Source organism: Mucilaginibacter lappiensis (assembly GCF_050433765.1).
Taxonomy (GTDB): Bacteria; Bacteroidota; Bacteroidia; order Sphingobacteriales; family Sphingobacteriaceae; genus Mucilaginibacter; species Mucilaginibacter lappiensis_A.
On sequence record NZ_JBNPWP010000007.1, the window covers coordinates 258,837 to 280,654 of the forward strand.

Annotated in this window: 18 protein-coding genes; 11 read left to right on the plus strand and 7 right to left on the minus strand. The window is 43.7% G+C overall.

Annotated features, from left to right (window positions below; all coding sequences use genetic code 11):
• The first annotated feature begins 28 nt into the window (after positions 1–28).
• Positions 29–499 (plus strand): phosphatidylglycerophosphatase A family protein, encoded by a 471-nt coding sequence (locus M2273_RS21270; protein ID WP_429399785.1) that lies wholly within the window; start codon positions 29–31, stop codon positions 497–499.
• A 127-nt stretch (positions 500–626) separates the two neighbouring features.
• Here the strand turns inward: M2273_RS21270 and M2273_RS21275 are convergent, their stop codons facing one another.
• Both M2273_RS21275 and M2273_RS21280 read right to left on the minus strand, forming a co-directional pair.
• Positions 627–1,016: a cytochrome P460 family protein gene (locus M2273_RS21275; protein WP_429399786.1), complete on the minus strand. Its 390-nt coding sequence runs from the start codon at positions 1,014–1,016 to the stop codon at positions 627–629.
• 89 nt (positions 1,017–1,105) lie between these two features.
• Complete coding sequence (locus tag M2273_RS21280) at positions 1,106–3,490, minus strand: alpha-L-rhamnosidase C-terminal domain-containing protein (RefSeq protein WP_429399787.1); 2,385 nt, start codon at positions 3,488–3,490, stop codon at positions 1,106–1,108.
• A 160-nt stretch (positions 3,491–3,650) separates the two neighbouring features.
• Between M2273_RS21280 and M2273_RS21285 the strand changes: the two genes are divergently transcribed.
• The 5 genes from M2273_RS21285 (at position 3,651) to M2273_RS21305 (ending at position 8,702) form a co-directional block, all read left to right on the plus strand.
• The gene (locus M2273_RS21285; protein WP_429399788.1) at positions 3,651–3,923 is read left to right on the plus strand and encodes a hypothetical protein; all 273 of its coding nucleotides are present in this window, start codon (positions 3,651–3,653) and stop codon (positions 3,921–3,923) included.
• Between the two features lie 74 nt (positions 3,924–3,997).
• A complete protein-coding gene (locus M2273_RS21290; RefSeq protein WP_429399789.1) occupies positions 3,998–6,397 on the plus strand; it encodes a DUF2339 domain-containing protein in 2,400 nt (799 codons plus the stop codon).
• Positions 6,369–7,610 (plus strand): DUF3999 family protein, encoded by a 1,242-nt coding sequence (locus M2273_RS21295; protein WP_429399790.1) that lies wholly within the window; start codon positions 6,369–6,371, stop codon positions 7,608–7,610. Before M2273_RS21290 ends, M2273_RS21295 begins: the two co-directional genes overlap by 29 nt.
• A 108-nt stretch (positions 7,611–7,718) precedes the next feature.
• Positions 7,719–8,204 carry a hypothetical protein gene (locus tag M2273_RS21300; RefSeq protein ID WP_429399791.1) on the plus strand — a complete coding sequence of 162 codons (486 nt, stop codon included), beginning with the start codon at positions 7,719–7,721 and terminating at the stop codon, positions 8,202–8,204.
• 183 nt (positions 8,205–8,387) lie between these two features.
• Positions 8,388–8,702: a hypothetical protein gene (locus M2273_RS21305; RefSeq protein ID WP_429399792.1), complete on the plus strand. Its 315-nt coding sequence runs from the start codon at positions 8,388–8,390 to the stop codon at positions 8,700–8,702.
• A gap of 617 nt (positions 8,703–9,319) precedes the next feature.
• Here M2273_RS21305 and M2273_RS21310 read toward each other — a convergent pair.
• Together M2273_RS21310 and M2273_RS21315 are read right to left on the minus strand one after the other, a co-directional pair.
• On the minus strand, positions 9,320–10,249 hold the full coding sequence (locus M2273_RS21310; RefSeq protein WP_429399793.1) for a TIGR01777 family oxidoreductase: 930 nt from the start codon (positions 10,247–10,249) through the stop codon (positions 9,320–9,322).
• Entirely contained in the window at positions 10,249–11,073 is an 825-nt protein-coding gene (locus M2273_RS21315) for a DUF393 domain-containing protein (protein ID WP_429399794.1), read from the minus strand. The genes M2273_RS21310 and M2273_RS21315 overlap by 1 nt, the downstream gene beginning before the upstream one ends.
• A 603-nt stretch (positions 11,074–11,676) precedes the next feature.
• Between M2273_RS21315 and M2273_RS21320 the strand changes: the two genes are divergently transcribed.
• The 3 genes from M2273_RS21320 (at position 11,677) to M2273_RS21330 (ending at position 12,953) form a co-directional block, all read left to right on the plus strand.
• Positions 11,677–12,285: a hypothetical protein gene (locus M2273_RS21320; protein WP_429399795.1), complete on the plus strand. Its 609-nt coding sequence runs from the start codon at positions 11,677–11,679 to the stop codon at positions 12,283–12,285.
• Complete coding sequence (locus M2273_RS21325) at positions 12,282–12,584, plus strand: winged helix-turn-helix domain-containing protein (protein ID WP_429399796.1); 303 nt, start codon at positions 12,282–12,284, stop codon at positions 12,582–12,584. The genes M2273_RS21320 and M2273_RS21325 overlap by 4 nt, the downstream gene beginning before the upstream one ends.
• Positions 12,585–12,674: 90 nt before the next feature.
• Complete coding sequence (locus M2273_RS21330; RefSeq protein WP_429399797.1) at positions 12,675–12,953, plus strand: hypothetical protein; 279 nt, start codon at positions 12,675–12,677, stop codon at positions 12,951–12,953.
• Positions 12,954–13,070: 117 nt separating this feature from the next.
• Here the strand turns inward: M2273_RS21330 and M2273_RS21335 are convergent, their stop codons facing one another.
• From M2273_RS21335 to M2273_RS21345, 3 genes are all read right to left on the minus strand, one after another.
• Positions 13,071–14,612: a carboxylesterase/lipase family protein gene (locus M2273_RS21335; protein ID WP_429399798.1), complete on the minus strand. Its 1,542-nt coding sequence runs from the start codon at positions 14,610–14,612 to the stop codon at positions 13,071–13,073.
• A 31-nt stretch (positions 14,613–14,643) separates the two neighbouring features.
• On the minus strand, positions 14,644–16,983 hold the full coding sequence (locus tag M2273_RS21340) for a glycoside hydrolase family 3 N-terminal domain-containing protein (RefSeq protein WP_429399799.1): 2,340 nt from the start codon (positions 16,981–16,983) through the stop codon (positions 14,644–14,646).
• Positions 16,984–17,202: 219 nt separating this feature from the next.
• The gene (locus M2273_RS21345; RefSeq protein WP_429399800.1) at positions 17,203–19,587 is read right to left on the minus strand and encodes a glycoside hydrolase family 3 C-terminal domain-containing protein; all 2,385 of its coding nucleotides are present in this window, start codon (positions 19,585–19,587) and stop codon (positions 17,203–17,205) included.
• A gap of 359 nt (positions 19,588–19,946) precedes the next feature.
• Here M2273_RS21345 and M2273_RS21350 point away from each other — a divergent pair, with 359 nt between their 5' ends.
• Both M2273_RS21350 and M2273_RS21355 read left to right on the plus strand, forming a co-directional pair.
• On the plus strand, positions 19,947–21,032 hold the full coding sequence (locus M2273_RS21350) for a Gfo/Idh/MocA family protein (protein WP_429399801.1): 1,086 nt from the start codon (positions 19,947–19,949) through the stop codon (positions 21,030–21,032).
• A 6-nt stretch (positions 21,033–21,038) separates the two neighbouring features.
• A complete protein-coding gene (locus M2273_RS21355) occupies positions 21,039–21,770 on the plus strand; it encodes a 6-phosphogluconolactonase (RefSeq protein WP_429399802.1) in 732 nt (243 codons plus the stop codon).
• Positions 21,771–21,818: the final 48 nt, after the last annotated feature.

Consider the following 21,818-nt stretch of genomic DNA (forward strand, 5'->3'; position numbering starts at 1 on the left):
GGACCAGCTCCAATGAACTATTAAACTAATGAACTTTAATAAAATAATAGCCTCCATATTTGGTATAGGGTTTTTAAAAGGCGGTGGTACATACGCTGCCATAGTAACCTGCGGATTTATCTGGTTGTTGTGGCAAAATCCCGCATTACAGAGTCCCTGGTATTTATTTGCAATTACTATAGTGATAACCCTGCTGGGTGTACATGTGAGCAACAAAGTTGAACCCGACTGGGGCGAAGACAGCTCACGCGTGGTGATAGACGAGGTTGCGGGTATGTTGATAGCCATGGTGTTTGTACCAATCAATATTTATCTTTTACTGGCAGGCCTGATGCTGTTTCGTTTTTTTGATATTGTAAAACCCCTGGGTATCCGTAAAATGGAGGCCCTGCCCAGCGGTACCGGTGTAATGATGGATGATGTACTGGCCGGTTTTTACTCCAATGTTTTATTACAGGTAGGATATTTAGTGTGGGAAGTTTGGAAGGTAAAAAACTAAGAACAATCTTACTAAATTAAGAAGTCATCCCGAATTTATTTCGGGATCTCACAGGCAAAATGACCCATAATGTATGGTGTTTAATACATGTGGGATGCTGAAAAAAGTTCAGCATGACGGGTTGGATTTAACTGTAAATAAACTCCTCATATCCCCAACCGCCCGTTTCGTTAAACTGGGAACTATTTTTAACCATTACATCTATTAGCTTTCTTTTACCTTCATAAATATCCCCGTTTTTTTGAGGGAGGGATTCCAATACGTCAAACACGATGATAGCGCCATCGGCAAACTGACCCGTTTTATAGCCTTCCATAGCTTTTGGATTGGCATATATATGATGAAACCCTGAATGTGATGCAAAAGTGGGATTGTTGACAGCCGTTTTCACATGCGTCCAATTCCGATAACCTTCCGGAATTAAAATACCTTCGGGCTGTTTCTTTTCGGCCCGGCTAAATGAATACATCATGATCACCATTAGGCTTAGCAAGCTCACTATAATTATTTTTTTCATTGGTTTGGGTTTAATTGGCTCTATCAAATCTACAAATATTTGATAATAAACATTTTGGAATTTTCACCCTGTGTAGAAAGGTTGTTTTTTCAAATGCTTAATTTATTCTCCCCGGCTTTTATAGAATAACTTTTACCCTTCCATACCAGCACACCCGATGTATTTGGCGGCAGGTTGATCCACATCATCCACTTACTTTTCTCCATCTGGTATTTTACCGATAGCTTTCCATTAGGGTGCGGTATTTCGCCGCTTACATTTTTCATATCGCCTAAATGTGGCTCTATTTTTATTTTACTAAAACCGGGGGCATAACTGTCAATCCCCAATATGGTTCTGTAAAACTCAATATTAGGGCTTGCGCCCCAGGCATGGCAATCTGAGCGGTTATGTTCCAGGTCTGAGATCTCGGCCCAGGTGGTAAGGCCCATGTTGATGTTTTTCCGCCATATATCAAGCCATTTCGGGTAATCATCTCCAAAACCTCCTTTTATTAAAGCCTGGTGCAGGTAGTATTTAAAGTAGATGGTACATTGTGTAAGCGTAGTATCGGTTAATAATTTTTTGCATAACGCGGTTGCATCAGCATCTGCAACCATACCGGTTAAAACCGCCAGTGTATTGGTATGCTGCGAAAACAGTTGTTTATCCTCGGTATCAGCATACAATTGCCTGCCTGCATCCCAATATCTTTTTTGAATAGTGGCTTTTAATTGCGCTGCCTTTTCCTGATATAGTGCGGCAAAAACAGGCAAACCCATTTTAGCCTCCATTTCGGCAGCCTGGTTATAGGCCCACATCAGTTGTATATCCAATATGGCCGAATTTCCACCGGTACTTTTAGGTGCCTGACCAAAATCCCAGCCTTTATCATTTACCCAGTCAACAAATGTCCAGTAGGGTGTATCTTTTAGTGAGCCATCGGTCTGTTGGTATTTGCCGAAAAATGCCAGCACATCCCTTGCTCCTGATAGCTTATCCTTTATAAACGCGCTATCGGGCCGGTACATCCAGTAATCATGCAGCATGCCGATGTACCATAAAGAAAAGGTGGAAATAATTTGAGGCGAAAATGAAGGATGGCGGCTCAGCGTCAACCCTTCGGCTATGCGCGAATGATCCATCTGATCGATGGCGTTGCGTACCAGCCGGTCGTCGCCACTGTTATAAAAAGATACCAGGGCCTGTATGCGGGTATCGCCCACGTATTGTAGTTGCTCATAATATGGGCAGTCGGTATACGTTTCACCTGCGCAAAGCCGGGCGGTTCGCCAGCCTATATCCAGGATCTTTTGCATTTCGGGATTGCTTGTTTCCAGTTTGGCATTCAGCTGAAATGGATAGCCGGTAAACGTGCCATAGATATCATCAATAACCAAGGGCTCATTCCCGGTTTTAATTTTTAACTGGATATAGCGGTAAGTGCGCCAGGCCAGGGTTGTAAATGTTTGATTGGGAGAGCCATCAGCAATAATACTATCCCTGCGACCGGCAAATAATTTCCCTTCCACATCGTTACGGTTTCCTTTAACTGTACCCTCCCGTCCGGTTAAACTGGTGAACATGGCTTCGGCATAAGTTAGTTTTATGGCCGCGTTTTTGCCCTTGCTAAAATTGAGCGTTACAAAAGCATTGGTTAAATAAGTTTGATCGAGCAGTAAAGTAGCCGTTGTGTTGGCCGGTATAGTTACAGCCGCTTTTACCGCCGGAAAAGATTTAGGAACGCTAACGCCATCAGCCTTGCGGAGTGAAGTTATGCGCTGGTACTTTAATTCCATTTGCGGGAGTGGCGATGGCACCAACATCCAGTCGAAAGCATTTACAGTTCCTTTGGGGTTGCCCGCATCAATCCTAATGGCATTTTTCCAGGCGCTGTCGTCAAAGTCAACAGCATCCCATCCTTTAACAGAGGCATTCATATCAACCAACTCGCCCGGACCAGCCACATAATAAGGATGATAACCAATGCCGGTAAGGGGCCGATAAGCTTTATCGCGAATACCTTTCCAGGTTTTATTGGTATTGATCACTTCTTCATTAGCCGTGTTACCCTGCATGATAAATGCAGTGCGGATGGAGATCTGAGCCTCGGGACGGTAATCGCCTTCGTTCCACACCAAAGCAGCAATGGTGTTATTGCCCGCTTTTAAATAAGGCGCCAGATCAACCGTTTCATAGTTCCAATAATAGGTATCGCCACGGGCGGGCCCCAATGATATTAGGGTTTGGTTAACATATAACTTATACCGGTTATCGGCCGATACATGTACTATAAAGGAGGTTGGTTTAGCATTTAGCTGAATATTTTTCCTGAAATGGTAAACACCATAATCTTTTGTGGGTTCATCAGGCACGGTGATCCAGGAAGCGTGCCAGTGACCTCTTAAAAGTGATGGGGAAACGGTTTGGGAATTGCCCGTTTTTATAATTAATAAACAGGCTATCAATAAGGCAGGCTTAAAAAGTTTCTTCATTATTAGGCTTTGTGTACTGTGGTTAGCAGCAGGGATTTATGAATGAAGCTAAGTTAATTAATTGCTTTAGCTTATGCGTTATTTTAAAATGCAAATCAAATTGTAGTTTGATTTGTATTCAAATAGGCGGCGCTATACTTAGATCATAGCAACAAAGAATTTGGCTAAAGCCCATTTGCTTACTCTGTATCCGTTGGCTAAAGCCAACGGCAATGAAAAACTTCATAAAAAGCAGACTATTCATTGCCGTCCCATTTATGGGGCGGATAAAAGCAAAAAAGGAAAAGGCTTTAGCCAAATTCGCTTGATTGGCGCAAGTCCGCTCTGTTTGGCCTCACCTAATCCTCTCCAGAGGAGAGGACTTTACCTTGCAAATAATTATTTATTATTTTTTAGCCCTTCTCCTTTGGAGAAGGGTTGGGATGAGGCTTAGGTACCCATTATTTATACACAAATGCGTATTATTTCATAAATCATCTATCTTTAGGTTTTGCTAAACCTAAGGTTATGGAATTTTTTACCATTATTATGTTGCTGGTAATTGTTGTTTTGATCATAAACAATAAGACCAGTATTAACCATAAAATTGCCGATCTGGAGCTAAAAATACTGGAGCTAAAGCGGGTAATTGACCATTTACGGGTATCCCGGCCAGTTGAAGAACCGGTGAAGAAAACAGATCCCCCCCAACCTGCCGTTAGCGAAACCCAGCCGGTAAAACCGCCGGAAGAACCCGTTAGTCCGCAAAGACCGCCTGCTCCTGTCGAAATAAAGCCTGAGCATGAACCTGTTCAGGTTGAAAAACAACGGGAAGTGATTAGCGATAGCTTATCCAACATCAGGCGACCGGTTAAAACATCGGATCTGTATCCGCCCAAACCAAAAGAACCTCAACCATCCTTCTTTGAGCGCCACCCTGATCTGGAGAAATTCATCGGCGAAAACCTGATCAATAAAATAGGTATCGCCATACTGGTGCTGGCCATTGGCTACTTTGTAAAATTCGCCATTGATAACGATTGGGTTGGCCCAATAGGCCGCGTTGGCATAGGCATAGCCTGCGGGGGTATTTTAATAGCCATAGCCCACCGGTTACGCAACAGTTATAAGGCCTTTAGTTCGGTACTGGTTGGCGGTGGTTTAGCCGTGTTTTATTTTACCATTACACTGGCTTTTCACCAGTTTCACCTGTTTAGCCAAATGGCATCGTTCATTATCCTTATCGTGATCACCATTTTCGCGGTGGTGCTTTCGCTGTTATATGACAAGCAGGAACTGGCCGTGATTGCGCTGGTTGGTGGTTTTGCAAGCCCGTTTATGGTAAGCACCGGCACCACTAATTATGATGCTTTATTTATATACCTGCTCATACTCAATACCGGCCTGCTTATCATCGCTTATTTTAAAGCCTGGCGGGTGCTCAATATTGTATCATTTGCCTTTACGGTTATTGTTTTCGCATCGGTTTTATATACGCTTACCGCGCCTACCTACCACATTGGTTTTGTTTATGCCAGCATTTTTTACGTGCTGTATTTTATTATCAATGTGGCAAACAATGTTAAGGAGAATAAAAAATTCATCGCTTCTGATTTTACCATATTGCTCAGTAACACCGCGCTTTATTTTGCCGCCGGCTTATACCTGCTTACCGTGATGAAAGATGAAGAATACAGGGGTTTGTTTTGCGTGAGTTTGGCCGTTGTAAACCTGGTGTTATCTTTCATATTGTTCCGCAACCGTAAGGTTGATACCAATATATTGTACCTGCTCATCGGTATTACACTTACATTTATTTCGCTGGCCGCGCCTATCCAGCTGCATGGTAACAGCATCACTATTTTTTGGGCGTCAGAAACGGTGCTGTTGTACTGGCTGTACCAAAAATCATCTATCCAGTTAATGAAACTTACTTCGTTAATATTGTGGATGGCCATGCTGCTTAGCCTGTTTATGGACTGGTACCAGATATATACCTATCACGAAACAAGCCTAACTATTATAGCTAATAAAGGTTTTATTACCACATTGGTAGCCGCTATAAGTTCATACCTGTTATCAGTTTTGGTGAGCCGGGAAGCAGATCCCCATTTACGTGGTATAGCTGTTGACAGGCGTGTTTTCAGTATCGCGGCACTCGCCCTCCTGTTTTTAAGTGGCTTGCTGGAGATCAATCACCAGTTTTTAAATCATTACCCTAATACTTCCCTAAATATATTGTACATGATGCTGTATACCCCGGCATTTGTTTATCTGTATTACCTGGTTTCGTTAAAAGTACCGGCCCTTAATTTCAATGAAAAAATAAGGCTGGGCATTTTGATGGTTTGCGTTACGGTTTACCTGGCGTTAACCCCCACTTTCTTCGATCTGCAACGGATTATGCTCATGCAGCAAAAACTTTCAACCAGTCATTTCACCGCGCACTGGATAGGGGCAATTTTTATCGGACTGTTGTTTTACCGTATTACCCGCCTGTGCCAAAAAACGTTGGATGAAGGGATGAAGATCATGTTCACCTGGCTCATCAGCGCGGCTATAGTATTGTTTTTAAGTTTAGAAATAAGCCTGTTAAGCAACCTGTTGTTCTATAGCAAAATACATTCTATCGACAGGATAGAAACAGTTTATGTTAAAACCGGACTGCCCATATTATGGGGCCTGTTATCCTTCGCGCTCATGTGGCTGGGGATGCGTTATAAGCTCCGGGTGATGCGTATTGTATCATTAAGCCTGTTTTCGTTAACGCTGCTTAAATTATTTTTGTTCGATATTGTTAATATACCTGTGGCGGGTAAAATCGCGGCGTTCTTTTGCCTGGGGATCCTGCTGCTTATTATATCGTTTATGTATCAAAAGGTTAAAAAAATTATTGTTGATGACAAGACTAAAGCCAAGGATGAATAAAATAGCTTGCCTTACCCTATTATTTTGTGGGTTGATGCTATCTGCATCGGCACAAAAAAACTTTAAATACCAGGCAGCCCTGCAAAAGATCAATAGTACCGGATTTTACCGCATTAGCCTGCAGCCTGCTTTGGTGGCAAAAGCCAAGGCCGATCTGTCAGACATTAGGGTCATTGATGCTAAAGGGAATTTCATACCTTATATACAAGCGGGAAGCCTGCCTCAAAAAGACCAGAAGAGTTTTGTTGTTTTTAACCAGGTTGATGCCCGCTTAAGCACCGATACCGGAACCACTTTTATTGTTGAAAATAAAACCGGCCTGGCTTTGGATCGCCTGTGGATAAAACTGCAAAACACAGCCGTACAGCGCAAGGTGAATTTAGTTGGGAGCGATGACCTGAAACAATGGTTTGCTATACAGGAGGATGTGCCGCTGCAAGAGGCTGTGGTAAACAGCGAGGGAACTTATATGCAATCATTAGCCTTCCCAACCAGCAATTACCGTTACCTTAAAATTTTGGTGAACGATAAAAATAAAGCACCCATAAAGTTTTTACAGGCCGGGGTATATACAGAATATGCAGCCTCGCTGACCTATATGCCGATTACACCCGTGCAAATAAGCCGGACCGACAGTAATAAAACCACCTATGTCACTATAAAACTGAATGATAACTACCAGGTAAACAAGTTGCATATCGATATTACAGCGCCTAAATATTTTAAGCGCGATGTGATGGTTTATCAGATCACAGGGCGCGACAAACAGCTGCTCGGCGAAGCCGAATTGAACTCCGCAAAACCTACTGATCTGCTCATAGCTGCCAAGGCCGGTCAATTGTTACTGCAAATAAGCAATGGTGATAATTTGCCTTTAACTATCAAGGGTATCGAAGCATATCAGTCCGACGAATCATTGATCAGCTATCTGGATGGTAAACAAACCTACAAGCTCCTTGCAGGCGATGCGTCGGTACAAGCACCCGAATATGATCTCAAATTTTTTGCAGATAGCATTCGCGATGATATCCCGCAGATAAGTCATGAGGCAGTTCAAAAAAACACCGCTTACCAAACCAAACAGAAAAAGGCAGGCCGTGATTATACTGTGTTTATCTGGATCGCTATAATAGTTGCCCTTGGGTTGTTGCTTTTTTTGACTTTAAAAATGACCAAAGAGGTGAGTAAAAAGGCGGGTAAGGAAAAAGATTAGCGTTTTAGGTAGTTCTGAAGACTACGGGCATAATAGTGCGAAGTCAGAGAATTGGACAGCGTGGCAGCTATATTTCAACAAAAGTGGCAATATAAAGTAGTTATGAATTTGGAAAAGATCACTCAATTGCATTTGGTTTATCGTGTTACAGATATGATTCCGAACTTATTAATGTTGGTTTTGCTCGGAGGAGTTTTTGCTGCTTTTCTTTTTTACTATATTTTCTTTCAAAAGGGAAAGGATGGAGGCGTTGTAATTATTTTAACCGTCTTTACAGGGGGCATTTTTTGTCTGATACTATGGATATCGGTAAAAAGCTATGTATGGAACCGTGAAATATACAATAGTAAAAAACTTTTGTTCGTTGAAGGGAGAGTTATGAACTATCATCCCATGCCGTATCAAGGACACGCCCACGAGACATTTAAAGTTAATGGTGTTAAGTTTGCTTTTTCAGATTATGCCCAACTGGGCATTGGTGGGTACAACAATGCAGCATCACATGGAGGAGTTATTAGATCAAATTTGTATGTAAGGATTGGCTATTATGATAATGGCGAGAGGAATGTGATACTCCAACTGGAAACTGAATAACCCAGCCGGCGCAAGTATGCAGCGATGACCGGAGCCGGGAGTACTTATGATTCCTAAGCAATAAAAATATGTTAAAGTCACAAGTACTCAACTCACAATTCAACGCTGCATACTTGCGCCAGTGGGGGGATATTCCAAATGGAGGAACATTAAAGTGAACAGAATAAAACTAAACTATAAAACATGAGTGAAGAATTAGCTTTGGCAATAGCATATTTAATATTTGCTTTGATATCATGGGGTTTATACAAGGTGCTGATTACAAAGAAGCAAGCATGGGTAGTGGCTATTTCATTAATAATATATTTGATCGGTTTATATTACTATTTTGAAACTGTTAACAAGTTGCATCAATATTTAAGAAACAACAAGATTATGAATATCGAATTTGGACATGCAAGTCTTGATCTATTAATACTTATGCTTTTTTGCTACATCAATGCATTTATATTAATTGGATTGATAATACGTCGCCGTAACAAGAACGTTGAATTATGAATCCGCCTATTCAAGCGTCTACGCTTGAATAATTGCTAAAGTAAGCGTCCACGCTTACCTTTTTTAATAACTCTTTGCGTAAGCGTGGACGCTTACATTGAATATAAGTTCAAGCGAAGGACGCTTAAACTGGCGGTTTACTTCTATTTTGGACATAAATCACCCTCTTTCTGATACTCAAATATTTATACTTCTAAAACCTCATCAATCTAAAACAATAAATATCGATCTAAGAAAAATTGTTATTAGCCCAAACCCTAAAATAAAAATGCATAGCTCCGCAGGGCCATCAAGACTGAATATGAAATTTGCCAGGAAGATTGGCTTAAATGAGCAGACAATTGCGGGTAAGGCCTTTGTAATCGAAAGGTAAAAGGGATTGCCTTCGCTGGCGCACGCGTGCCGCTTGCGGCAGTTAGTACATAACGTTTCATATAAACATTCCCTCCCCTGGGAGGGGTGCGGTAGGTAGAGGGCGATGGCAGGGAGGGGTTTCTACGTGCGATCCGGACTCGCAAGTGTTTACAAAACCCCTACCTCCCCTTCCCTAAGGAAGGAATCGCACATTCCCTCCGTTTTCTTTTCTATTCTTCCGAACAAATTTGAGGACTTGACATTTACCCCTTAATACTCAATATATCATGCACTGCGTGTTCGGCATTTTCATACTGAAATACAAAGCCGGAATCCAATAGTCGTTTGGGTTTTACCCAGCGGCTTTTTAATATCAGTTCAGGTTCGGTACCAATAACCACGGCACCAATATCAAGCAGCCACTCAGGTGCAGACAATCCAAACGGCATACCATAACTTTTACGTATGGTATCCATCATGTCGATATTTTTAACACCCATGGGCGCGGTGCAATTAAATATGCCCTGCATGTCCGGGTGATCAAGCAGCCATTGGGTACTGCGGGCCACATCGTGCTCATGCACCCAGGCCATATATTGTTGTCCGGTACCTTGTTTGCCACCCATGCCCAGTCGCACCAGGTTAAGCAGGCGCGGAAAAACACTATCGCTGCGGCCAAGTACTATCCCCATGCGCAGGGCTACTTTACGGGTGCGCGGTGTTTCGCAGTTCAGAAAAACGGTTTCCCATATATTGCATACATCTATAGAAAAACCATAGCCAATTTCACCGGTCTCTTCATCCTGCGGATGGTCTTCGGCATGGCGGTATATGGTAGCAGAGGTTACATTGATCCAAAGCTTTGGCGGGTTGGTCATTTTATGGATCACATGGCCCAGCAGCTCGGTAGGTAAAACGCGTGAGGTAATAATTTCGGCTTTGTTTTTTTCTGTATAGCGGCAGTTTACATTTTTACCGCAAAGGTTTATCAGCATATCGGCACCTGTGAGCTGTACCGTCCAGCCGTTTTCGGTTTTACCATCCCAAACTACAGTTCGTATATTATCAACAGGTTTGGCTTGTTTGCGGGCCAGAATGATGACTTCATCGGCTATGTCTTTATAATATTTTGCCAGTACAGTGCCCAGGTAGCCATTGCCGCCGGCAAGTACAATTTTTTTATAGGTTTTCATTAGTGCAGGTTTAAGATCAATGCCAATAAAATAATACGATATGCAACCCATGTAATAGTAGGTACCCAACCCAGGTTTAACAGTTGAGTACGGCGGATATGCTCCAGGAACATTAACCCGGCAACACCCATAAAACACAAAGCATATACCTCAGACCCTAATTTAAACCAATGGTTTATTGCCAGCGGAATTAAAAGCAGCAAGCTGCCAGCGAAAGAAATGGTCATCATATTACCCAGGTAGGTCCAGGTTTGGCGGCGCTCCCAAAAGCTCATCACTGCTCCCTGAAAAATGATCTGTCCGCCGCATATCATGTATTCGCGGTAGGCATTGCCTAAGGGTACCAAGCCGGTAAGTAAATGGGCATAAGCGGTTAGTATAAACCCTGTGAAAAACCAGGTGAACAGCAGGTATGCCATCCGGTAATGCCTTTTAAATGTAGGCTGGTAAGTAAAGTTGGCCTCCCCTTTTGTTGGCGGAATAATAACCCGCCTGTTGTATGATATAAAGGCATAAACTTTGCTCATGAGCCATATAAATGGTTTAAATGCAAACAGTGGTGTAAATAGTGGGAATGCATTACCAATTATTTTAAACAAACTTTTTATGCCGTAGGTTACCTCGCCACTTTTAAGGTTTATCAGGGCAATTTCGTTAACGGCCCGCTGGCGGTCATATACCGGGCAGGTATTTTCAGCAGCATGCTGATAGGCTGAGCGACCATCGTTATCCAGCATTCCGGTTTTAACAAAGGCTTTGGTGTACACACTGCACATGGGGCATTCCGCATCGAAAAGCACCACATGATCTTTTAACGTTTTCATTGTATTTTGATTTGTGTTTTGTGATTGCACAATACAAATATACAGTTTATATTATATTTTCAATAAATACTGAAAATATAGTTTTTATTAAAACTTCGGTTTGATTAGTCTTCCGTAGAATTGACTCACCCTGTCATCGCTGCGCTCGACATCCCTCTCTTCGCCTGCGGCGGAAAGAGGGAGTTTGCAAGGCTTTTATTTCCTCTCGTCCTGAAAATCCGGGGACTTTGAGGGGGAAATGACGTGGCTAAAAGGGCTGTCATGCTGAGCCTGTCGAAGCATAGTGGGTAAAGGCCCCCTACGCGCGAGTCTTCGACAGGCTGACTGATAGGCTATTACACCTTGAAAATCGAATACGTCATGGGTAGCCGATAGGTAGGGAACGAAGGATCTATTCTACAACATACATATCGGATAATAGACACTTCACTGCATTCAGCATGACAAACTCATTTTTTACCCTCTTTCCGCCGCAGGCGAAGAGAGGGGTGACAAGCGCAGCGATGTCGGGGTGAGTCTTCGCCGATTGATCGTAAACTTTTTTCACCCCTCCCCTTGCAATCTCCAACTATCTTAATAACTTTGGTAAACAAAGTACTTTTAATGAAAGAAAAAGACATTCACGCCGAGATCAGCTCTATCCGCGATCTGATGGAGCGTTCGGCCAAGTTCATTTCGCTTAGCGGGCTTTCGGGTATCATGGCGGGCATTTACGCGCTTATTGGCGCAGGTTTAGGCTATAAGCTACTTCAACAAGCCAACGGGGGCATCGTTACCAGTAATGATACTACGCTTATAACCGAACTATTTGTGGTGGCATTTGCCGTGCTTTTTCTTTCCATTGGCACCGCCATCTGGTTATCCTTTAAAAAATCAAAAAAAAACGGGCAGCCCTTTTGGGGATCCATCAGTAAAAGGTTGGTGGTTAATATGGCCATCCCACTGGTAAGCGGGGGCTTATTTACATTTATCCTGATATTTCACGGTCACTACGGTATTGTGGCGTCATCAACGCTTATATTTTATGGACTTTCGCTGATAGCCGCCAGTCATTATACCTATTCTGATGTAAAGGGCTTGGGTATTATGGAGATTTTATTAGGTTTGCTGGCCGCATTGGTACCAGGCTACGGACTAATTTTTTGGTCGGTAGGTTTTGGGCTGCTGCACATTATTTATGGTACCGTGATGCACTTTAAATACGATTCGTGAAAATTTCTTTAGACCAGTTTGATAAAGCATTTGAAAACCGCATACGCCTGCAGATCATGAGCGTACTGGTTGCCAATGAAAGCTACGACTTTAATTCGCTTAAAGAGTTGCTTGATTTGACCGATGGCAACCTGGCATCTCATTTAAAAGCCCTCGAAAAAGAGGAGTACATGCAGGTTCAAAAAAGCTTTATCGGCCGCAAACCCAATACCCGCTACTCCGTAACCGAAAAAGGCAGGGCCGCCTTTAAACGGCACCTGCAGGCGCTTGAAAACCTGATCAAACAGCAGAAGAAGTAATCGCACTTTTTATAAAATAAATGCCTTTGCAACCGCTCTCTAAAGTCAGAGATTTCAAACAGCGGTGACAAATAAATTATACTTATAGCTATGAAATTAGTTGATGTTATAAAAATTATAGAAAGTATAAATGAAGAACAAATAATCTTTCAAGAAAACATGGAAGATTTTAATTCAGATATTATTTTATCAACCGGAGATGAAGGTGACGGGGGTATAAAAGTTGTAGATACTAAAAAGTATTATTATTTGATTGAAATATTTCTGGCTAAAGAATTTATTGAAGATTGGGTTGAGACATTAACATATGCTCCAGATCACAATGAAATAGCAAAAAGGTTATATAATTATGCTATAAATGATGCATAACAATAAAGAATTATATGCTGTCTCTGTAGGATCACAGGGCAATCAGCCAACTCACGCCCCTCACAGGGTCCTCTGTGAGAGCCCTCTGTGAGAACATAAAAACTAATACCCAATACACTACTTCCTGCTCATTTCACCAAACATAAAATCTAAAGCGGCCTTATCAGGCAGGGGCTTTGCCATTGGTTTTTCGCCCAATATCATGATCTGGTTATCATGAGTATCATAGGCGGGCCATGTGGGCAGACCTTTGCCATTGGGGTTACCTGTTTTGGCAAAATTTGTCCAGTAGGTTGATATCGTTGTGGCCAGCTCATGATCAACCGGTTGCCAGGGGCGGTTCAGAAATTTCAGGTTATCATAGGCATAGGCTACCTCACCGGTATGGAATGCGCCGTACTTTACAAAATCGACTGTGGCTGGCAGGCGGTGGGTAAAGCGGTAAACATAAACTTTGGAGTGTCCTTTTTCACTTTGGATATTGGCCCAGGTATAATTTTGCACGCCAAATATCTGGTCGCGGTTTATCCTGATCTGTGATGTTGCCGCCTCGGCGTCTGTGCTGGCCGGGTAAAGTTGTAGGAACGTATTGGCTTTAATTCCGTATTGTGCAAGTATTTGCTGTTTGTAATCTGCTGCGTTTTTAAGTTTGCCAACAAAAGCGTCATCCTCGTTCCAGCCGGTAAGTAAAGGCACATCATTCTCTTTTCCTTCGTCAAAAATTTGTGCTATAGATTTGGGCAATACATAACCATCAATAATAGGCCGGCTGTGCGATTTGTTAACCAGCTCTGATGCCGGCTTGCTTCTCATTTCGGCAATAGAATTTGTCCCTAAAACTTTGGCCTCCCTTTCTCCTTCCTGCTCGGCCTGTTGTAAGGTTGTACCACCGTATTGGCCGGTAATAAAACTTGCCCCGCTTTCGGCAATGGCTTTTTGAAACAGCCCTTTCCCAAGCGGCGAAGCTACCAGGCAATTCACACTCATAGAGCCTGCCGATTGCCCTGCGATGGTAACATTATCAGGGTCACCGCCAAAGGCAGCTATATTTTGCTTTACCCATTTTAAGGCCGCCAACTGATCCATCAACCCATAATTACCCGAAGCGTTATGGCCCGATTCTTTGGTTAGCTCGGGGTGCGCGAAGAAACCGAATATGCCCACCCGGTAATTGATCACCACGAATATAACTCCTTTTTTGGCGGTGGCTTCACCGTCATAAATAGGCACAGCCGCGCCCCCACTCCCAAACCCTCCGCCGTATATATAAACCAAAACAGGTTGTTTTTCTGCGGATGATTTGGCGCCTGTCCACACATTCAGGTAAAGGCAATCCTCGCTGATGGGTTCGTAAGGAATTAAAAATTCACGAGTATAAACACCAAACTCATCGGGTTTACCCTGCATGGGGCTGGACGAAAACGCGGTACACTGTTTTACCCCATCCCAGGGTTTTACCGGCTGTGGCTCCTTCCACCGCAGATCGCCAACCGGCGGCGCCGCAAAAGGGATCCCCTTAAATATATGTACCTCGCCTGTAATATTGGTACTGCCCGAAACGAGCCCTGCATCGGTTTTAACTACAGCCAGGTCATTATTTTGAGCACAGACCACAGTGCAGTACAACAACACTACAGATAATAACAAATAGTTTCTCATTTTTAAATTTCAAGGTTTACCATGAGCTAATTTATGGTTTTACACTCCCTTTTTTATATTTAGCGGTACGAGCGTCATTGATCAGCCCTTTCCAGTTAAGCCCGAAACCAAAATCGTAAGTATTGCCTTGTTCATCTACATAACATTTCATATCATGGGGTACGTCTTCAAACTGCTCTTCCACGGTTTTCATATTGATGGGCATTTGCAGCGGTAACAATGCCGATGGCTCGCTGTTGCCGGTCAGGATATCCAAAGTAGCTTGTCCCTGTACACCAAAATCAACCAATATGGCATCTGCATCCTTTTCCAATTCAGAGAACACCATAGGGTTGGCCATATTAACCGAAACAATTACCGGTTTGCCTTTCATTTTGGCATAGGTATCCGTAACCATACCCAGGTCGGTTACATTGATAGCTGTTGCCGATTTACCTTTATAAGTACGGTTGGTAAATTTCTCCAACGGATCACCTCCGGCGATACTTGTAGCGCGCGCGTCAGTTGCGGTGTATGCTCCGTATTGCAGACTGATAGGTACATATCCCGTTCCGCCGTTTTTGGCATCCGCGCTGTTGTAACCACCTCCGCTGTTAGGGCTGTTGATGAACACCAAAGCATAATCGGCCTCATCAGGGTTTTCCGTCACTTTAAAATATTTTTTTACCGTTTCCATGTTAACCGGGTATTCCAGTTTTTCGGGGGTTTCCATTCCCAGGAAATTCCGGCCTGCGGGAGTGAATTGCTTTGGCACATACACGGTTTTGTTTTTGATGAGCGGCAGGATGTTTTTCTTGTTTTTCAACATCACGATAGATTTAAGCTGCGCCTGATATCCCGCGTTCATAAACTCCGGACTACCTACTGTCGCTTTTGTCGCTGTCGCATCCAGGTAAGGATTTTCAAATAAACCGGTCCTGAAAATATTCCGCAACAACCTTACTGCCGATTGCTCAAACCGCGCCCGCATAAAGACTTCGCCATGTTCCTTAACCCCAATCTGGTAGGCTGCCACTACCGGGCCAACCTCGTTATTACCGCCAAACTGATCAACCCCGGCCATCAATACTTTGTAATGCCTTTGCACGATAGAAAGCCCTTCCACTCCCCATGATTTGCCCGACAAAAACTGATCAACCGCTGTTTCATCACCGGTTACCAGCCAGTCGGTACATACCACGCCATCGTATTTATATTTCTTTCTTAATAGGTCATTGATGATATAGGAGTTATAGTTATTGGCCACGTTCTCCTTGTTCTTAGTATCCTGGTTAAAGGATATGGTGTAATACGGCATAACCGATGCAGCCATACCTGTTTTGCCATTCAGCTTAAAAGCGCCCTCTGTAAACGGAATTAAATGCTGTTTAAAATTATTCCCCGGATAAACCGCGTACTTGCCATAACCATAATGCGCGTCACGGCCACCTTCACCTGCACCACCACCCGGCCAGTGTTTTACCATGGCGTTCACGCTGCCATAACCCCAGCCGCCGGTAATTTCCTTATCGCCCTGCGAAGTTTGAAAACCATCAATATAACCACGGGCCATATCGGCAGATAGCTGCGGATCTTCGCCAAAAGTACCGCTTACACGTGCCCAACGGGGCTCCGTTGCAATATCAACCTGCGGCGATAAAGCGGTGGCGATACCCAAAGCCCTGTACTCTAAGGCTGCAATATGACCAAAACCTTCAACTACCTTAGGGTCAAAAGTAGCGGCAAAACCCAGCGAACCGGGCCACATGGATATAGCGCCACCAGCCCCGGCATTGTATTCGGCGGTGGCAACGGTGCCATGTCGAGGATCGGAGCTGTTATTGTTCGGGATCCCCAAACCCAGGCCCTCTACAAAAGCCTGCGCGTTGTTATTCCATTGCGCCGCTATCTCCGGGCTTTGTACCGATGTGATCAATACATGCCGTACATTATCCTTAGCTAAAAATTGCTTTTGCTGATCAGACAGATCATAAGGGTTTGCCCCGCTTTCGGCAAACTTTTTACCATTATAAGTACCTGCAAACGGGCCAGCCGGTGCAGCGGGGATGGGCTGGTGCTTACTGTACAGCATTAAACCGGCAATTTGCTCCACGCTCATTTGTGATGCCAGGTCCTTTGCTCTTACATCAACCAGCAGGCGCCAGTCTTCATATTTATCCAGCTTGCCATTTTTGTTCAGGTCTTTAAAAGCCAGGCCATCAACGGTTAAAATTTTTACACCCGATGTGCTTGCATAGCCCAGGCTTTGCCCTCCTGTATTTGTCACAAAAACAATATCACCCGATTTTTTTTCGGTCCATTTAGTTTGCGCCATAGCTACAGTAGCAGGCAGCAGGGACAGCAATGCTATAACTTTAAGTCGATTAGCCATAAGGTTCATAATTGGTTAGTATAAAGTTGATCATTTATAAATGCCTTTGCAACACATTTAAATAATTGCAAGGCAGACAAATTCTAAAAAGCATAGGGCCTGTGCGATTCCCCTCTTGAGAGGGGTGTAGGGGTATGTTCTTTTCATCGCATGTATAAACACACCCCTGCCATCCTCGATTCCATCGCTCCCCCTCTCAAGAGGGGAATTTTATTTGTTTTATTTTAGTTTTAATTCCTTGATTGCTTGTTGAGGCACAAGGGCTTTGTTCACCTTTTCAACGGTAATATCTTTTGCCAGTTTAAACGATGCTGTTTCGGCTATTGTTCTTGATGAGGAACCTACTTTAACCTCGTATTTGCCTTCATCAGCTACCCAGGCTTCCCTGTTCGTATAGAACGATGCCAGGTCGGCAGCTTTGATCACAAAGCTTAATGTTTGCGATTCGCCGGGAGCAAGCAAGCGGGTTTTGCCAAAGGCTTTCAACTCATCTTCGGGTTTATCCAGATCTTTTTTAGGCGCACCCAGGTATAATTGTACTACCTCTTTACCGGCAACATCACCTGTGTTTTTAACAGTCACGGTTGCTGTAATACTTTTCACAAAGTTTGATGCGCTCAATTTCAGATTGCTGAATTTAAAATTGGTGTATGATAAACCGTACCCAAATTCATAAGCCGGTTTAACTTTTGCCGCATCGTAATAACGGTATCCCACATAAATGCCTTCCTCGTAAACTACCTGCTCGGGTTTTTCGGCCGGTGTGCCCGGGAAATTATTGGCCGATGGCACATCCTTATAACCCATTGGGAAGGTGGTGGCCAGTTTGCCCGAAGGATTTACTTTGCCGCTCAGCACATCGGCAATGGCGTTGCCTGCTTCAAGACCGGGCTGCCAGGCCAGCAGTATACCATCTACTCCGTCGCGCCAGCTGGCTACTTCAATTACACCGCCTATGTTTAATACCACTATTACCTTTTTACCTTTGGCATGGAAGGCATCGGCAATACTCTTGATCAATCCTTTTTCGGCTGCAGATAAGTAGTAATCGTTATCCAGTTTCCTGTCGGCACCCTCACCGGCGTTCCTGCCTATGGTGATCAGGGCGGCATCGGCGCCATTGGCTTCATCAGCTAATAACGCGGTTACATCCATTTCGGGGATGGGGGCCGGGTGGTCAAAAAAGTTTTTTGGTTTTGGCTGTTTTAGCTTCATATCGGCCAGGTAATCGGCATAGCTTTTTGACAGTTTTTCCTGTAATTTATAGCCGGCATTACCCAAACCCTGCATCAGCGATATGGTGTATGCCTTGTTCACATCGCCACTACCAGTACCCCCGGCAATAATATCATAGGATGTATTACCAAATACCGCGATTCTTTTAGCTGCGGCAAGCGGCAAAGCGTGCTCATCGTTTTTAAGCAATACCATACCCTGCGCGGCTGCCTCACGGGCAACTTTGGCATGAGCGACAAGATCGGGCCTATCAGAATATTTATATTTAGTGAATGATGGTGATTTAACAACGATGTTCAAAATCCGCTCAACATTGGCATTCAGCTGGGCTATGCTCAGTGTGCCTTTTTTAACGGCGGCCACTATAGCTTCTGACTGGCTTGGGCTGCCCGGCATAATGAGGTCATTACCGGCCTTCATTTGCGCTACCGCATCAACACCACCAAACCAGTCGGTCATCACAAAGCCTTTAAAGCCCCATTCTTTTTTCAGGATGGTTGATAAAAGATCATGCCTTTGCGAAGTAAAAGTTCCGTTCAGTTTGTTATAGGATGACATCACTGTCCACGGTTGTGATTTTTTTACGGCGATCTCAAATCCACGTAAATACAACTCGCGCATAGCCCGTTCACTTACTATGGTATTGATAGAATTCCGGTTAGTTTCCTGGTTATTGGCGGCATAGTGTTTTATAGATGTACCCACCCCGTTTGATTCCACACCACGCACAATGGCCGCGGTCATGCTCCCGGCAACCAGCGGATCTTCTGAATAATATTCAAAATTACGCCCGCCCAGTGGGTTGCGGTGGATATTTAAACCCGGCGCTAACAATATATCCACGCCATATTCGCGTACCTCGTTACCAAAGGCTACACCTACCCGGTTTACCAGTTCGGTATCCCAGGTTGAAGCCAGCAAGGTGGCCACCGGAAATGCCGTGGCATAATATGTTTTTGATTTATCGCCGTTCCTGATCGGCTCGATCCTTAACCCGGCAGGACCGTCAGATACCGTCATGGATGGGATACCCAAACGTGCTATGCCATGTGTACGACCCGCGGCTCCGGGAACTTTTTCGGGAATATTATAAGCATCAGGATCAGATGGGGGTAATTTAAAGCCGCCAATGTCAATAGCTTCGGGCTTTTTACCTTTTTCGGGCGGCGGCATACCGGGCATTTTAAAGCCCATGCCAACAGACAATTTTGATTTTTCTTCTAATGTCATAGCAGCTATGATCTGCTTAACATTGTTTGCACGCAATTGCGGGGCTTGTTGCTTGTTTTGGGCTTGCACGGTTGATTGAAAACCGCTGACGGCCCACGTCAGTACAATAGCAACACTTAATTTGTAGCTTATTCTCATGTTAAATTTTAAAGGGGTATAAAATCCTGTTGGTTATAACTGGCTTATTAACAGCAAACAACACCATTGTGTCAATAATACACAATAGTATATATTATCTTTTGAAATTGCAAATGTTAAACGTCTCAAATAAACAATTACCGGCTGCCAACTGTTCAAATATTATCCGTAGCCCATGCTAAATCCTTTTTTAAAACTTCAATTAGTTTTTTGATTTAACATTTAAATCGTTAATCTTGAATTAGTATTTCTGAATACCCCTTGAACCAATAGCACGTTGCTCCAATTATTGCAACGCTTAAATTATACCTAATAAACATGCAGTAATTAATTGTTGCTGCTTACGTAAAATATAATGTATGAACAGAACTAAAGTGGCTATACTCGGAGCAGGTTTTATTACCGACATCCACATAGAATCATATCATCGCTTTATACCCGAGGCCGAAGTGGTTGCCGTATATGCCCGCAATTATGATAAGGCAAAGGCTTTTGCCGAAAAATACCAGGTACCACAATGGTTTGATGATATAGATAAGCTGATAGCCGAATCGGGCTGCGAAGTGGTGGATATATGCCTGCCCAATTACCTGCATGCCCAAGCCACCATCAAAGCGGCCAAAGCCGGCAAACATATTATTATCGAAAAACCGCTGGCCGTAACGCTGGAAGAGGCTGATGAAATGATAGCCGTTTGCAAAGCCAACAACGTAAAACTCATGTATGCCGAAGAACTATGCTTCGCCCCTAAATATGAGCGGGCAAGGCAATTGGTAAAAGATGGCGCGGTTGGCGATGTATTTATGCTGAAACAGGGCGAGAAACATTCGGGCCCGCATACGGATTGGTTTTATGATATTAACCTGGCAGGTGGCGGTGTTATTATGGATATGGGCTGCCATGCTTTAGGCTGGTTCAGGTGGATGCTCAATAACACGAAGGTTGCCAATGTTTACGCTACCATGAGCACCGTATTTCATAAAGATCGCACAAAAGGCGAGGACAACTCGGTTATTATAGTGGAATTTGAAAATGGCGTTACCGCCGTGGCCGAAAACAGCTGGGCCAAACATGGCGGTATGGACGACCGCTGCGAAATATACGGTACCGGAGGCGTGATCTATGCCGACCTGTTCATGGGCAACGCAGCTGTTACTTATAGTCGCGAAGGATATGGTTATGCTATGGAAAAGGCTGATACCAGCAAGGGCTGGAGCTTTACCATTTTTGAGGAAGCCTTTAACCAGGGCTATCCGCATGAGCTGAAACACTTTATTGACTGTGTGCGAAATGATGAAACCCCGCTGGTTACCGGCGAAGATGGCAGGGCTGTGTTGGAGATCATATATGCGGCTTACGCTTCGGCGGGCGCGGGTAAAAAGATAACGTTACCATTTTCGGCTAAGGTGGCCAAACCCATTGACCTTTGGTTGGATCATAAATAAACGACGATGAACATACACACCTATAAAAATTATGATGAAATGTCGCAGGCAGTGGCTAAGCTTGTTGTGCGGCAAGTACAGCAAAAACCGGATTCCCTGATCTGTTTCCCATCGGGTGAGTCGCCAACGGATATGCTAAAGTACCTTGTTCAATATGCTCAGGGAGGTTGTATTGATTTCAGCAAAACGCATTTTGTAGCGTTGGACGAGTGGGTAGGCATGGATAAAGACAATGAGGGCAGTTGCAGCTATTTTTTGAATACCAATTTCTTTTCGCCATTAAAATTATCATCATCACAGGTACGTTTTTTTGACGCCATTGCTGATGACCTGGATGCGGAATGTAAAAAGATGAATGAGTACATCAGTAAACTTGGCGGTTTGGATATGATGATAGTTGGCATTGGCATGAACGGCCATATCGGCCTGAATGAACCCGGCGCCGATTTTAAAGCCTATGCGCATCATTCGGCGTTAGACCCGGTTACGGTAGATGTAGCACAAAAATATTTTAAGCAGCAAACCCAACTAACTGAGGGCATTACACTTGGTATGGGTCACCTTGCCGAATCAAAAGTTCCGGTTTTGATTGCGAGCGGTATAAAAAAATCCGACATCATAGTACAGGCTTTGAAAGGACCGGTTACAACTGATGTACCTGCTTCCATCTTTCAAACCCTGCCAAATGCACAGGTACTTTTAGATAATGATGCTGCAGATAAGCTATTTATCGAATAGCTGCGCAGTAATAATAGTTAAAATCTATATAAAAATACAGATTGAATA

Coding starts and splice junctions, on each gene's coding strand:
- M2273_RS21270 (WP_429399785.1), top strand. CDS start 29: ATGAACTTTAATAAAATAATAGCCTCCATATTTGGTATAGGGTTTTTA.
- M2273_RS21275 (WP_429399786.1), bottom strand. CDS start 1,016: ATGAAAAAAATAATTATAGTGAGCTTGCTAAGCCTAATGGTGATCATG.
- M2273_RS21280 (WP_429399787.1), bottom strand. CDS start 3,490: ATGAAGAAACTTTTTAAGCCTGCCTTATTGATAGCCTGTTTATTAATT.
- M2273_RS21290 (WP_429399789.1), top strand. CDS start 3,998: ATGGAATTTTTTACCATTATTATGTTGCTGGTAATTGTTGTTTTGATC.
- M2273_RS21295 (WP_429399790.1), top strand. CDS start 6,369: ATGACAAGACTAAAGCCAAGGATGAATAAAATAGCTTGCCTTACCCTA.
- M2273_RS21305 (WP_429399792.1), top strand. CDS start 8,388: ATGAGTGAAGAATTAGCTTTGGCAATAGCATATTTAATATTTGCTTTG.
- M2273_RS21310 (WP_429399793.1), bottom strand. CDS start 10,249: ATGAAAACCTATAAAAAAATTGTACTTGCCGGCGGCAATGGCTACCTG.
- M2273_RS21315 (WP_429399794.1), bottom strand. CDS start 11,073: ATGAAAACGTTAAAAGATCATGTGGTGCTTTTCGATGCGGAATGCCCC.
- M2273_RS21320 (WP_429399795.1), top strand. CDS start 11,677: ATGAAAGAAAAAGACATTCACGCCGAGATCAGCTCTATCCGCGATCTG.
- M2273_RS21330 (WP_429399797.1), top strand. CDS start 12,675: ATGAAATTAGTTGATGTTATAAAAATTATAGAAAGTATAAATGAAGAA.
- M2273_RS21335 (WP_429399798.1), bottom strand. CDS start 14,612: ATGAGAAACTATTTGTTATTATCTGTAGTGTTGTTGTACTGCACTGTG.
- M2273_RS21340 (WP_429399799.1), bottom strand. CDS start 16,983: ATGGCTAATCGACTTAAAGTTATAGCATTGCTGTCCCTGCTGCCTGCT.
- M2273_RS21345 (WP_429399800.1), bottom strand. CDS start 19,587: ATGAGAATAAGCTACAAATTAAGTGTTGCTATTGTACTGACGTGGGCC.
- M2273_RS21350 (WP_429399801.1), top strand. CDS start 19,947: ATGAACAGAACTAAAGTGGCTATACTCGGAGCAGGTTTTATTACCGAC.
- M2273_RS21355 (WP_429399802.1), top strand. CDS start 21,039: ATGAACATACACACCTATAAAAATTATGATGAAATGTCGCAGGCAGTG.